Origin of the sequence: Chryseobacterium sp. KCF3-3 (assembly GCF_045865955.1) — a bacterium.
GTDB lineage: Bacteria > Bacteroidota > Bacteroidia > Flavobacteriales > Weeksellaceae > Chryseobacterium.
In genome coordinates, this window is record NZ_AP035792.1 from 2,689,574 (window position 1) to 2,703,101 (window position 13,528).

Consider the following 13,528-nt stretch of genomic DNA (forward strand, 5'->3'; position numbering starts at 1 on the left):
ATATCAAATTAACTTACCATTGATTGGTAGATAAACTTCACCGAACTACTCACCATGTCGATTACCGGTTGTGGGAAAATACCTAGTAAAATCACAAAAACCGCTAAACTTGCCAATACAGAAAATTCTACACCTGATAAATCTTTTGCTGTACTTAAAACGGCTTCATCTCCTTCTCCAAACATCGCTTTTCCGTAGAATCTCAATAAATACACTGCACAAAGAATTACCGTAAGACCAGCAATTACTGCCGCTGTTCCGTTAAAATCATAAACTGATTTCAACAAAATAAATTCCCCGATGAATCCATTGGTTAATGGAACTCCCATTGAACCTAATATAATGATCAGAAACAATACAGCAAACTTAGGCGCTACTTTAGCTAAACCACCCATTTGTCTGATGTCTCTTGATTTAAATCTCTTATATAAAATATCACAACAGTAGAATAAACCTACTACGTTGATACCGTGAGCAAATGTCTGTACCAAAGCTCCTTCAGCTCCTTCTACATTGAAAGTTCCTCTTAAAGTAACTACTGCAGAAGCAAAGATACCTGCTACCATCAATCCTACGTGAGAGAAAGAAGAATACGCAATGATTCTCTTCATATCCGTTTGGATAATAGCGATCAACGCACCGTGAACAATTCCTACAATAGCAAGAATAATTACGATCTGTCCGGAAATTCCAGCTATAGGAAGTGGAGTGATTGGAAGTAAATAACGCATTACACCGTATACTGCCATCTTCAGCATGATCCCTGATAATAACATGGATCCCTGAGTAGGAGAGTAGGTATACGTGTCAGGCTGCCAAGTATGGAAAGGGAATACCGGTAATTTCACTGCAAAAGCAAAGAAAATAAACCAGAATACCACAGTCTGCTGTACTTCATTCAGCTGAGCATTATATAAATCTGTTAAAGCGAATGATGCAGAGTGGTTGTACACATAGATCAATCCGGCTAACATAAATAATGATCCAACGAATGTATATACGAAGAATTTCGTAGTGAACTCGAACCTTTTATTCTCTTGTCCCCAAAGTCCGGCAATGAACCAAATTGGAATCAAAGTTACTTCCCAGAAAATGTAGAATAACAATCCGTCTAAAGAAGTGAACACTCCTACAAGACCGAACTGCATCAACAGAATCAGTCCGTAGAATGTATTTCTGTAGTTTACATTTTCATTGAAAGATGATAAAATAATGATTGGAGCCAGAATGTTGGTCAATAATAAAAGAAGCATGCTCATCCCATCGATACCGAAGTGAAGAGAGCTCTTCATAAATTGTGACCATGGATAATTGATCTCGTGCTGCAATACGCTGTCTACTGTCGGAGTAAAATCAAAATCCGATAATATATAGAACGTAAGGAGCATTTGTACCAATGCAATTCCAAGCGCCAAATATTTGCTGGAATTATTCTTCCAGGCAAAAACTAATCCCGAACCTACTAGAGGTAATAGTAATAATGTTAATAACAAACAAGACATTATTATTGTAATAAAAAGTTAACAATTAATATAATTCCCACAGCTAAAGACATGATAAGGATATATGTCTCTACATTTCCGTTCTGTACACGCTTCATAGCTTTTCCGCTGTCTTCAGCACCATCACCTACAAAGTTTACAAAACGGTCTAAGATACCCTTATCAAACATTTTTCCTCCGCGTCCTAATCCTTCAACAGTTTTTACAATCAATGCGTTGTAAAGTTCGTCAACGTATAATTTCTTAGCAGAAAGCTTTTCCCATCCGGTATAGTTTTCCTCTGCAACAGCCATCTTTTTCTTACTTACATAAGTATTTCTAACGATGAACCATACAGTGAAGAACATTAATACTGTAGCTGCTAATAAGATCATTTCAGTATTGAAAGGTACTCCTGAAAGAGTAGCTTCCATCTGGCTGTAGCTTTGTTCCGTAAGAACTGGCTTTAACCATTCCATCAGTTTAGCATAATGGCCGTGACCGATGAAGTGTGGCAGGTTGATAAAACCTCCGATTACAGAAAGAATAGCCAATACGATCAATGGTAATGTCATATTAGAAGGGCTTTCATGTAAGTGGTGTTTTTGTTCTTCTGTACCTCTGAATTCTCCGTGGAATGTCAGGTAGTATAGTCTGAACATATAAGTTGCAGTCATTGCCGCTAAAACAAATAAGATTACCCAGTAAACAGGGTTTTTAGCGAAAGCTGCTACTAAAATTTCGTCTTTAGAGATCATCCCTGATAGTAAAGGGAAACCTGAGATGGCTAATGTTCCGATAAGGAATGTAGCGTGGGTAAGAGGAATATATTTTTTAAGACCTCCCATGAAACGCATATCCTGCTCGTTGCTCATAGCGTGGATTACAGAACCTGCACCCAAGAATAATAAAGCTTTGAAGAAAGCGTGCGTCATTACGTGGAACATTGCTGTTGTATATGCTCCAAGACCTAAAGCGATGAACATAAATCCAAGCTGTGAAACTGTAGAGTATGCCAATACTTTTTTGATGTCGTTTTGACGTAGTGCATAAAATCCTGCCAAAGCAGCCGTTAAGAATCCGATGAATAAAATTCCTCCCTGTACCGTAGGTGCTAAAGTAAATAAGAAGTTGGATCTTACTACTAAGTAAATACCTGCTGTTACCATCGTTGCCGCGTGGATCAACGCTGATACAGGAGTAGGTCCTGCCATCGCATCCGGTAACCATGTATATAATGGAACCTGAGCAGATTTACCGGTAGCACCGATGAATAAACTCGCTGTGATAAAGATAATCACTGTTCCGTCTAATTCAAATTTTGAAGCGTTTTCTGCTACAGAAAGATAATCTACAGCATTAGTCTGAGAAGCGATCATGAAAATACCGATCAATAACGCAAGGTCACCAATTCTGTTCATGATGAAAGCTTTTCTTGCTGCTTTACCGTATTCTTCGTTAGTATACCAGAATCCGATTAACAGGTAAGAACAAAGACCTACACCTTCCCATCCGATAAACAGGATAAGGTAGTTGCTTCCCATTACTAAAAGTAACATCGAGAAGATGAAAAGATTCAGGTAAGTAAAAAACTTATAGAATCCTTTATCATGACTCATATATCCGATAGAGTATAAGTGGATCAGTGAACCGATACCCGTAATGATCATCACCATCATTAAAGAAAGCTGATCAATCTGGAATCCAAAATTGATTTGAACTCCGTTTACTCTAAACCATTCAAAAGCTTTTACAATAACAGGCTGGCTTTCAGAATTGAAATTCATGAAAATACTTACAGCAATACAGAAAGATCCGAAAACCATAGCTGTAGCCAAAGATCCTACCAATATTTTTGGAAGATTTTTCCCGAATAGCCCGTTAATAAGAAACCCTAAAAGTGGTAAAAGTACTATTGCATATACTAGATTCTCCATTCTTATCCTCTTAATTTATTAAATATACTCACATCTACAGAACGGGTGTTTCTATATAGCATCGCAATAATTGCCAGACCTACTGCTACTTCAGCAGCAGCTACCACCATAATGAAGAAAACTAAAAGCTGTCCGTCGCCGTTGCCTTTATACGCTGAAAAAGCTGCTAATAAAAGGTTTACAGAATTCAGCATAAGCTCTACACAGCCCAGAATCACAATAGCATTTTTTCTAAGCAATACTCCCATTACTCCCAAACAGAACAATACTGATGAAAGAATGATGAAGTAGTCCAAAGGGATGCTTTGTATAAATGTATTTACTTCTCCCATAATTTTATAAATCTTTTTTACCGATTAATACCGCGCCTACAATACCTGCCAGAATTAGGATGGAAGCAAGCTCAAACGGTAAAACATATTCATTAAACAAAAGTCTACCCAGATTTTTGGTAAGACCTACACCTCTGTCTACATTTTCAACAACAATGTGATTGTCTTTTACTCCTCTGAAAACTCCTAATACACCTACCAAAAGAAGACCTGCTGTAAAAACTCCAACAAATTTTAAAGTATTGTTCTTTTTACTTTCGTCTTGCTTATTAAGGTTAAGCATCATTAAGATATAAAGGAAAAGTACCATGATAGCACCTGCGTACACTATAATCTGGATGATTGCCAGGAACTGTGCATTGAGAAGAATGTACATTCCGGCAATTGAAAACATCGTAACAATTAATGACAAAATAGCATAAAGAGGATTTCTTGCAAATACAAAGTAAACAGCACTTGCCACTGCTAAAAACGCCACCAAGAAAAATAAAAACTGATCCATTATTTTACCGCATTTTTTTGTTTCTCGGATTGTCTTGTCGTGATATCAATCCTTTCATTTATTTTTTCAACTAATTTATCTTTTCCGTAAATGAAAGAACCTCTGTTGGTTTCTACGTCTACCAATCTGTCGGTAAGATAGATGGCAGATTTAGGACAAGCTTCTTCACACATACCACAGAAAATACATCTTAGCATATTGATTTCATATACTGAAGCGTATTTCTCTTCTCTGTAAAGACCTCTTTCCTCTTTAGTTCTTTCAGCAGCAGTCATCGTAATGGCTTCTGCAGGACAAGCTACCGCACAAAGTCCACAAGCTGTACATCTTTCTCTGCCTTCTTCGTCTCTCTTCAAAACGTGCTGACCTCTCCAGATGGTGGTTCTTGGTTTCTGTACTTCCGGATACGAATATACTGCGGGAGCACCCTTTATCACGGTTCTTACAGCATGCTTAAATGTAATCCCCATCCCTGTAAAGATGGCAGGAAGGTAGATTTTTTCAGCAAGGGTCATTTCTTTATTGGAAACAACTTTTGATCTGTTTGTAAGTTTCATTTAATTATAGATATTAGATGTTAGACATTAGATTTTAGACTAATCTTGTCTGTTATCTTAATTATTTAATATTGATGATTGAATATGATACGCTAAAGATAAAACTTTGATTTCATTATCAAATTTTCAAATCAGCTCATTTTCAAATTTCTTAGTTTGCAAATGCTAAAATTACAGCTCCTGTAATTAATAGGTTTACCAATGCCATTGGGATTAATGTTTTCCATCCTAAGTGCATTAACTGGTCATATCTGAATCTTGGAAGTGTCCATCTGATCCACATGAAGATCAGAATTCCGATTACTGTTTTTGTAAGGAATGCTACAACGCTCAAGATTCCTGCAGCATTTTCTCCCCAGTTCTGAGTTACCCATTCAATACCAGGATAGTTATACCCTCCGAAGAAAAGAACAACCATAAAAGCATTGGAAATAAACATGTTCACATATTCTCCGAACATATATAACCCTAACTTCATGGAAGAGTATTCTGTAGAGTATCCTGTTACCAATTCAGATTCACACTCAGGTAAATCGAACGGGTGTCTGTTGGTTTCTGCCAAAGCAGCGACAAAGAAAACAAGGAATGCGATCGGCTGGTAGAAAATGTTCCAGTTCAATCCTGAAACCCAAGGAATAACTCCCCATAATTTTCCGGTAGTCTGACTTTCAGTGATTTCTTTTAAATCCAAACTTCCAGACATCATGATGATAGAAAGAAGTGCTAATCCCATCGCCAATTCATAAGAAATCATCTGAGAAGAAGCACGGATAGCACCTAATAATGAGTATTTGTTGTTCGAAGCCCAACCTCCGATCATAATTCCGTAAACCCCAATGGAAGCCATACCGATGATGAAAAGTACACCAACATCGATGTTTGCTACCTGAAGATCAAAAGAAGTACCTGCAATATTTAAACTTTTACCCCAAGGAATCACAGCTCCTGTAATCAATGAAATAAACATTACCAAAGCTGGCCCTAATACGAAAAGGAATCTTTCTGCATTGGCTGGCGTAAAGTCTTCTTTAAAGAAGAATTTTCCACCGTCAGCAAGAGGCTGCAGTAATCCGAAAGGTCCGGCTCTGTTAGGACCAATTCTATCCTGCATGATAGAGGCTACTTTTCTTTCTGCCCAGGTAGAGTAGGCTGCAATCGTAAGTGATAGCAGGAAAAGTGCTAGTACAAGTATAAGTTTAAATGTAAGTAAATCCATTTTTTATTTTAAATGTTTGAAGATGGGAGCTGGAAGCTGGAAGTTTATCACGTCGTGGCATCAACTCTTCATCACATTACCAAATTTTTTATATATTATTAAAACAGCTAAAATTAAAACTGAAATTTAGGGTATTTATTAAACTCCCAGCTTCCAGCTTCCTAACTTCCAACTATTTTATTTTTCGTCTTTTTCACTGATTTCTTTAGCCATCGGATTGTCTAAAACTCTTAGCTCATCTTTAGGCTTTTCGTAGTGGTTCAATGAAATTACAGAATGTCTGTCGATATGTCTAGGGCCTTCGATGTTCCAGTCTGATAAGGCTTTTCTTTCGAAACGACATGTATCGCAGATGAATTCTTCTACTTCACCCCACTGGTCTTTTCTTGCCGTAACTCTTACAATTTCGTCTCCTTTAAACCATACAACAGCTTTTCCAGAACACTTATCACATTTACAAGTTGCGTTCATCGGTTTTGTAAACCAAACTCTGCTTGCAAAACGTGCTGTTCTGTCTGTTAATGCTCCTACAGGGCAAACGTCGATAACGTTTCCGATGAAGTCATTGTCTAAGGCTTTATTTAAATACGTTGAAATTTCAGCGTGATCTCCTCTGAAAAGGATACCGTGTTCTCTTGTTTCTGTAAGCTGGTTAGCTGTCAGTACGCATCTTGCGCAAAGAATACAACGGTTCATATTTAATTTGATGTTCGGTCCAAGATCATCAGCTTCGTAAGTATTTCTTTCGAATTCTGTTCTTGTGTTTTCTACACCATGCTCATATCCTAAGTCCTGAAGATGACATTCTCCTGCCTGGTCGCAGATAGGGCAGTCCAGCGGGTGGTTTACCAATAAGAATTCGGTAACCGCTTTTCTTCCTTCCTGAGCTTTCTCAGAAGTAAGATTTTTTACTTCCATCCCGTCCATTACATTAGTTCTGCAGCTTGCTACTAATTTTGGCATAGGACGTGGGTCTGCTTCAGATCCTTTAGAAACTTCTACCAGACAAGTTCTACATCTTCCTCCACTGGTTTCCAACTTGCTGTAGTAGCACATTGCAGGAGGTACAGATTTACCACCGATTTGTCTTGCAGCTTCCAGAATAGAAGTACCAGGCAAAACTTCAGTAGTCTGTCCGTCTATAGTTATTTTGAATTTTTTAACTTCTTCGCTCATATGATATGCTTTAAGCTTTATGCGTTAAGCAATAGGCTTTGTTATTTATATTTCTTTGTATTAAATGTATATCCAATTCCTCCCAGAATCTGTCCGAAAACAAAATCCTGACGTGCTTTGTCCGGTTTATTATTCAATGTGGTTTTAATGTCCCACATATTGATATATCCTGCTTTTCCTTCTAATCTCAGCATCCAGTTTTTCCAGAAAACTAAGTTAAGACTGGATCTGATATCAGTTCCCATACCTGCAACGTGAAAACGGTCACTTCTTTCATTTCCAAAAAGTTTTACGTTACTTTTCGGAAACATAAACCCGATTCCGGCTCCATAAGACCATACTAAATCTATATTCTTCTTATGAACAAGATTTTTGTATTTCTCAAGACCTAAGTTTTCATAATTAAGTCCGTCTGTATGTTCAAAAGTAAGGAACTTCTCATCTGCAAGATTTACCTGCCCATTTTGAACCATTGCTGCATATTCAGGATCTGAAATATGTCCTTTGAAACCTACAGTCTGGTTTTGATCCATTACATATTTCATATGGTCTATCCCCAATACCAATGCTAAATTGTCTTTAATGAAATATCCTATTCTGAAATTATACTGTGTTACCGTAAACCAGCTTGGATCAAAATAAACAATTCCAAATTTTGTAGGTCTGTCTTGCGCGGTTACATTATTCAATTGAAAATCGTATCCGTTTCCGGTAAAATGGATGTCAGAATTACTATAAGCAGCTCTGTTCCATCCATAAAATACGAAAACCTGACCTTTTTTGCTTAATGGTAAAGGTTTCTCCTTTTTTTCAGCCTTAATCTGCTCTTTCTCACTCGCTACATATGACAAATCCTCTTCAACAGATCTGTTATAATCTACGGTATCACTCTTCTTCTTTTGTGCAAATACAAGATTCGACATCATTAAGCCGACAACCAATAATTTTTTCATCTTACCTACGCATTCTTTTCAACAGCCGGGATAGGATCTGCATAATGTGCCAATCCATAGTTTTGTGTCTGAGACAATTCAGGGTTTTTCACGTGCCACTCAAATTCATCTCTGAAGTGACGGATCGCTGCTGCAACCGGCCAAGCTGCGGCATCACCCAACGGACAAATCGTATTTCCTTCGATTTTTCTCTGGATATCCCAAAGTAGATCGATATCTTCCATTTTTCCTTCTCCTTTCTCGATTTTCTTTAAAATCTTGTACATCCATCCCGTTCCTTCACGGCAAGGAGTACATTGTCCACAGCTTTCGTGGTTGTAGAATCTTGCCAATGTCATGGTGTGATCTACAATACACTGGTCTTCATCCAAAACGATGAAACCTCCTGAACCCATCATTGTTCCGGTAGCAAAACCACCATCTGCCAATGATTCATAGTTCATATATCTTGGCTCTCCGTTCACGGTTCTCAGCAATAAATTAGCCGGAACAATCGGAACAGAACTTCCTCCAGGAATACAAGCCTTTAATTTTTTACCATCTTTAATACCACCGCAATATTCATCAGAATAGATGAATTCTTCCACCGTGATTGTCATATCGATTTCGTATACACCTGGTTTGTTGATGTTTCCACAAGCAGAAATCAATTTCGTTCCTGTAGATCTTCCAACACCAATTTTAGCGTATTCAGCACCTGTAATATCAATGATCGGAACAATTGCAGCAATAGATTCAACGTTGTTTACCACCGTTGGTCTCTCCCAAAGACCTTTTACAGCCGGGAATGGCGGTTTTAGTCTTGGATTACCTCTTTTTCCTTCAAGGGATTCAAGCAATGCAGTTTCTTCACCACAGATATATGCTCCACCACCTCTCTGTACATAGATTTCAAGATCGAAACCAGTTCCTAAAATATTTTTACCTAAAAATCCTGCTGCTTTAGCTTCTTCAATAGCTTCCTCAAGGATATCCGGAATCCATGAATATTCTCCACGGATGTAGATATAAGAAGTATTGGAACCTAAACAGTAAGAAGAAATTAGCATTCCCTCTATCAATAAATGAGGAAGGAACTCCATCAGATATCTGTCCTTGAATGTTCCAGGTTCAGATTCATCCGCATTCACAACAAGGTGTCTTGGAACACCTTCAGGCTTAGCCAAAAAGCTCCATTTCATTCCTGTTGGGAATCCAGCTCCACCACGACCTCGTAGTCCTGAAGCTTTTACTTCTTCAAGAATTTCGTCAGGAGTCATTTTCAAGGCTTTTTCTGCTGCAGTGTAACCTCCCTGTTTACGGTAAGTCTCAAAGTAGCGAATACCTTCTATATGTGCGTCTTTAAGTAAAAGTTTTTTACTCATTGTTATTTGCTTATTGCAATCGGCTTTTGGCTTCTTGCATTAATTATGATTAAACGTTAAGTGAATAATTTAAAATCTAAAATTTAGAATTTAAAATTTCTATTAGTCTAAAGCAACTTGTCCCTGTCTGCAAAGATCAAGGATTTCATCTACTTTTTCTATCGTTAAATTTTCATGAAAGAATTTTCCAAGCTGCAGCATTGGTGCATATCCGCATGCTCCAAGACATTCAGCAGGCTTTAAGGTGAACATACCGTCTTCAGTAGTCTCTCCGTCCTTAATATTCAGTTTTGTTCTGATATGATCCAGAATTTTTTCGCTTCCACAAACCATACAAGGTCCTGTTCTGCAAACTTCCAAAACATATTTACCTACCGGCTTCATATTGAACATGGTATAGAAAGTTGCCACTTCATATACTTCGATCGGTTGGATACTTAATAGTCCGGCAACATAATCCATCACAGGAACATCTAACCATCCTCCGAATTCTTTCTGTGCCAAGTGAAGTACGGGAAGAAGAGCAGATTTCTGTCTTCCTTCAGGATATCTTGCGATAATTTTGTGTACCTGTGCTAAACTTTCCGGTTTAAAAGCTATTGTTTCGCTCATTTTTGAAATTTTAGATTTTAGATTTAAATTCTAAATGAATAACGGTCTAAAATCAATTTATAATTTATAATTCAAAATTTATAATTCCAGTTATGCGTCTAATTCTCCCGCAATAATATTCATACTACACATCGTTACAATGGCATCTGAAATTACAGAACCTGTAATCATTTCAGGGTAGGCCTGATAGTAGATGAAGCATGGTCTTCTGAAGTGAAGTCTGTAAGGGCTTCTTCCTCCGTCACTCACAAGATAGAAACCTAATTCTCCGTTTCCACCTTCTACAGCATGGTAAACTTCTCCTTTCGGTACATCAGTTTCTCCCATTACAATTTTGAAATGGTAGATCAATGCTTCCATTTTCTGATATACATCTGCCTTTTCAGGAAGATAGAAATCAGGAACATCCGCATGGAATGGTCCTTCCGGAAGATTTTCGTATGCTTGTTTGATAATTTTGATTGATTCCCAGATTTCCTGTTGACGAACCATGAAACGGTCGTAAGTATCTCCTGAAGTTCCTACAGGAATAATGAAGTCGAAATCTTCGTATGAGGAATAAGGCTGTGCAACTCTTACATCATAATCTACACCTGCTGCACGTAAGTTTGGACCTGTAAAACCATAGCTTAAAGCTCTCTCGGCAGAAATAGCTCCTGTACCGATGGTTCTGTCCATGAAAATTCTGTTTCTTTCTAATAGAGTACAGAATTCTTTGAATCTTGGTGGGAAAGTTTTTAAGAAGTCTTTCAACAACTCATGAAACTTAGGTGTGAAATCTCTTTCAAAACCTCCGATTCTTCCCATATTGGTTGTCATTCTGGCTCCGCAGATCTGCTCATACATATCATAAATACGTTCTCTCTCGATGAACATATAAGTAAGACCTGTAATCGCTCCTGAGTCCATTCCGGTTACCCCGTTACAGATCAGGTGGTCACCGATTCTGGCTAGCTCCATCAAGATAACACGCATATAGTCTACACGTTTTGGAACTTCCACGCCAATCAGCTTCTCTACTGTCATGTGCCAACCTAAGTTATTGATGGGTGCAGAACAGTAATTCATACGGTCTGTAAGGGTAGTGATCTGAGAATAGTTTCTTCTTTCAGAAATTTTCTCAAATGCTCTGTGGATATATCCTACTGTTTGCTCTGCGTGAAGGATTCTTTCTCCGTCCATCGTTAAGATATTCTGGAAAATCCCGTGCGTAGCAGGGTGGGTAGGTCCTAGATTCAGGGTATATAATTGTCCGTCAATCTGTTCCTTACTTTCGTACTGGTTTAGTATATTAGATAATGAGTTATCTTTCATAATGATTGCTTTTAGCTATTTGCTTCTGGCTATTGGCTAGCTGCCATTGGCCATTCGCTTTTTTATCTTCCGAACATGCTATCGTTCTTGTCGGTTCTTGTACCGTCTTCAAGGCGATATTCCTTCAACATTGGGTGGTATCCAAGATCTTCCATATTTAAAATAGGTCTAAGATCCGGGTGTCCTTTAAATTTAATCCCATAGAAATCATACGTTTCTCTTTCCATCCAGTTGGCTCCTGCATAGAGCTCTACAAGAGAGTCTACTTCAATATTTTCTCTGGACATAAAGATTTTCAGACGTAATCTGAAATTGGCCATCATATTATGCAAATGGTAAACAACACCAATTTCCTTTTCAGGGAATTCAGGATAATGAATACCACAGATATCCGTAAGGAAATTAAATTCCAGTGATGAATCTTTCAGATAGTGAATGATTTTCTTAATATCTTCTTTCTTCACTTCAATAGTCAGCATTCCATACGGTTCTGAGCTTGAAATGACAGATTCCGGAAATTCTCTTGTGATGGCTTCTAATACAAATTCGTTTGTCATTTCCGTTTAGTTGCTTATGTTGTAAGAATCTAATAATTTCTGATATTCAGGCATATCTCTTCTTCTGATGCTTTCGCTTTCTGCAAGAGCCTGTACCTGCATTACGCCTTCAATGATCTGTTCAGGTCTTGGAGGACATCCAGGAACGTAAACGTCTACCGGAATAATTGTATCAATTCCCTGAAGTACAGAATACGTATCAAAAATACCACCGCTGGAAGCACAAGCTCCAACTGCTACCACCCATTTCGGCTCAGCCATCTGAGTGTAAACTTCTTTTAGGACTGGTCCTAATTTCTTTGATATAGTTCCGCAAACCATCAGCATATCTGCTTGTCTTGGAGAGAAAGAGTTTCTTTCCATACCAAATCTTGAAGCATCATAAGTCGGGTTCAGGGTAGCCATAAACTCGATACCACAACAAGAGGTTGCAAAGGGTAACGGCCAAAGTGAAAACTTTCTTGCCATCCCGATTACACTGCTCAGTTTTGTTGCGAAAAACCCTTCTCCTTCATAGCCTTCGGGAGCAGGTGCATCTGTTCTTATTACTGGTTTTTTATCTGACATTTTCTTTTGTTGATATTTAAAGATTAAAGTGTTTATAAAATTTAATCATCTCTGTTTTTCAATGATTAAATTATTCAATCTTTTAATGTTAAAATTTATTTATCCCAATCCAGCGCGCCTCGTTTCCAGACATAGAAAAACGCTACGAAGAAGATCGCAACGAATGTAAGCACGGCAAGGAAACCTTCCATGCCGAATTCTCTGAAGTTGACAGCGTAAGGATAAAAGAATACGATTTCAATATCGAATAGTACGAACAATACCGCAGTCAGGAAGTACTTGATGGAAAACGGTGTTCTTGCATTTCCTTCTACAGGAATTCCACATTCCCAGCTTTGGTTTTTTACAGAGTCTCCTTTTTTCTGTTGTGGACCTAAGAAATGTGCTCCGAGCAAAGAAACTGCTACAAATCCTACTGCTACACCAGCCTGGATAAGGATTGGAATATAACTTTCAGGTAAATTCATTTTTGCATTATTATCTCAATTTGCAAATTTAGCGAATAAACAAGAAAGCATGAAATTAATCGGCTTAAAAGTCGGATTAAAATCAGCTAAATCGGTAATTTAGAATCAATAAAAATTAGCTTTTTATGATTATTTTTTTGTGATGTTTTTCCCCTTTTTTTGTAGTAACTCTGGAAAAATTATATCCCATCATGTACACTGCGGATATTTTGAATTTATTTATTGGGGAATAAAAGCAAGCGATTAAAGCTCCTATTGAGCTATGTTTATCACTTATTTTTTCATTTTTTTCAAAAGAGTGTAAGCCATAAAAGAAATATATCCAAAAAGAATACTGGCAAAAAGAATATTAATTACCGTATTGGTTTTGTCATCGGGCGACTGGAAAAAGATATTATAACCGATAAATCCGGCAATTAAAATAGCAAATATGATAAGCTGTGGTTTCATAAAGTTCAAAGTTTGGGTGTGAGTTTGTGTTTTACAAAATGCA

The 13,528-nt window shown here is 37.7% G+C and carries 15 protein-coding genes; all 15 read right to left on the minus strand.

The features are described from left to right. Positions 1-8: 8 nt before the first annotated feature. Positions 9-1,502 carry a NuoM family protein gene (locus ACKTTZ_RS12055; protein WP_142018570.1) on the minus strand — a complete coding sequence of 498 codons (1,494 nt, stop codon included), beginning with the start codon at positions 1,500-1,502 and terminating at the stop codon, positions 9-11. Positions 1,503-1,504: 2 nt separating this feature from the next. Next, positions 1,505-3,418, minus strand: a complete 1,914-nt coding sequence (gene nuoL / locus ACKTTZ_RS12060; protein WP_034693414.1) for an NADH-quinone oxidoreductase subunit L — start codon at positions 3,416-3,418, stop codon at positions 1,505-1,507. A gap of 2 nt (positions 3,419-3,420) precedes the next feature. Continuing rightward, complete coding sequence (nuoK, locus tag ACKTTZ_RS12065) at positions 3,421-3,750, minus strand: NADH-quinone oxidoreductase subunit NuoK (protein ID WP_002983557.1); 330 nt, start codon at positions 3,748-3,750, stop codon at positions 3,421-3,423. A gap of 4 nt (positions 3,751-3,754) precedes the next feature. Continuing rightward, complete coding sequence (locus tag ACKTTZ_RS12070; protein ID WP_034693417.1) at positions 3,755-4,252, minus strand: NADH-quinone oxidoreductase subunit J; 498 nt, start codon at positions 4,250-4,252, stop codon at positions 3,755-3,757. After that, positions 4,252-4,809 carry an NADH-quinone oxidoreductase subunit I gene (locus ACKTTZ_RS12075; RefSeq protein ID WP_034693420.1) on the minus strand — a complete coding sequence of 186 codons (558 nt, stop codon included), beginning with the start codon at positions 4,807-4,809 and terminating at the stop codon, positions 4,252-4,254. Before ACKTTZ_RS12075 ends, ACKTTZ_RS12070 begins: the two co-directional genes overlap by 1 nt. Positions 4,810-4,960: 151 nt before the next feature. Next, positions 4,961-6,025 carry an NADH-quinone oxidoreductase subunit NuoH gene (gene nuoH / locus ACKTTZ_RS12080; protein WP_034693422.1) on the minus strand — a complete coding sequence of 355 codons (1,065 nt, stop codon included), beginning with the start codon at positions 6,023-6,025 and terminating at the stop codon, positions 4,961-4,963. Positions 6,026-6,202: 177 nt separating this feature from the next. Then, entirely contained in the window at positions 6,203-7,201 is a 999-nt protein-coding gene (locus tag ACKTTZ_RS12085; RefSeq protein ID WP_034693425.1) for a 2Fe-2S iron-sulfur cluster-binding protein, read from the minus strand. Positions 7,202-7,242: 41 nt separating this feature from the next. After that, positions 7,243-8,154 (minus strand): hypothetical protein, encoded by a 912-nt coding sequence (locus tag ACKTTZ_RS12090; RefSeq protein WP_407848999.1) that lies wholly within the window; start codon positions 8,152-8,154, stop codon positions 7,243-7,245. Between the two features lie 5 nt (positions 8,155-8,159). After that, positions 8,160-9,518: an NADH-quinone oxidoreductase subunit NuoF gene (gene nuoF / locus ACKTTZ_RS12095; protein ID WP_034693428.1), complete on the minus strand. Its 1,359-nt coding sequence runs from the start codon at positions 9,516-9,518 to the stop codon at positions 8,160-8,162. A 102-nt stretch (positions 9,519-9,620) separates the two neighbouring features. Further along, entirely contained in the window at positions 9,621-10,130 is a 510-nt protein-coding gene (gene nuoE / locus ACKTTZ_RS12100) for an NAD(P)H-dependent oxidoreductase subunit E (RefSeq protein WP_034693429.1), read from the minus strand. Between the two features lie 90 nt (positions 10,131-10,220). Beyond that, positions 10,221-11,444, minus strand: coding sequence for an NADH dehydrogenase (quinone) subunit D (nuoD, locus tag ACKTTZ_RS12105; protein ID WP_034693431.1), 1,224 nt, complete (start codon positions 11,442-11,444; stop codon positions 10,221-10,223). A 62-nt stretch (positions 11,445-11,506) separates the two neighbouring features. Further along, entirely contained in the window at positions 11,507-12,001 is a 495-nt protein-coding gene (locus ACKTTZ_RS12110; RefSeq protein ID WP_034693433.1) for an NADH-quinone oxidoreductase subunit C, read from the minus strand. Positions 12,002-12,007: 6 nt separating this feature from the next. Continuing rightward, complete coding sequence (locus ACKTTZ_RS12115) at positions 12,008-12,568, minus strand: NADH-quinone oxidoreductase subunit B (RefSeq protein WP_407849002.1); 561 nt, start codon at positions 12,566-12,568, stop codon at positions 12,008-12,010. 95 nt (positions 12,569-12,663) lie between these two features. After that, positions 12,664-13,035: an NADH-quinone oxidoreductase subunit A gene (locus tag ACKTTZ_RS12120; protein ID WP_103234088.1), complete on the minus strand. Its 372-nt coding sequence runs from the start codon at positions 13,033-13,035 to the stop codon at positions 12,664-12,666. A 273-nt stretch (positions 13,036-13,308) separates the two neighbouring features. Next, complete coding sequence (locus tag ACKTTZ_RS12125; protein WP_167348785.1) at positions 13,309-13,485, minus strand: hypothetical protein; 177 nt, start codon at positions 13,483-13,485, stop codon at positions 13,309-13,311. Positions 13,486-13,528 lie beyond the last annotated feature (43 nt).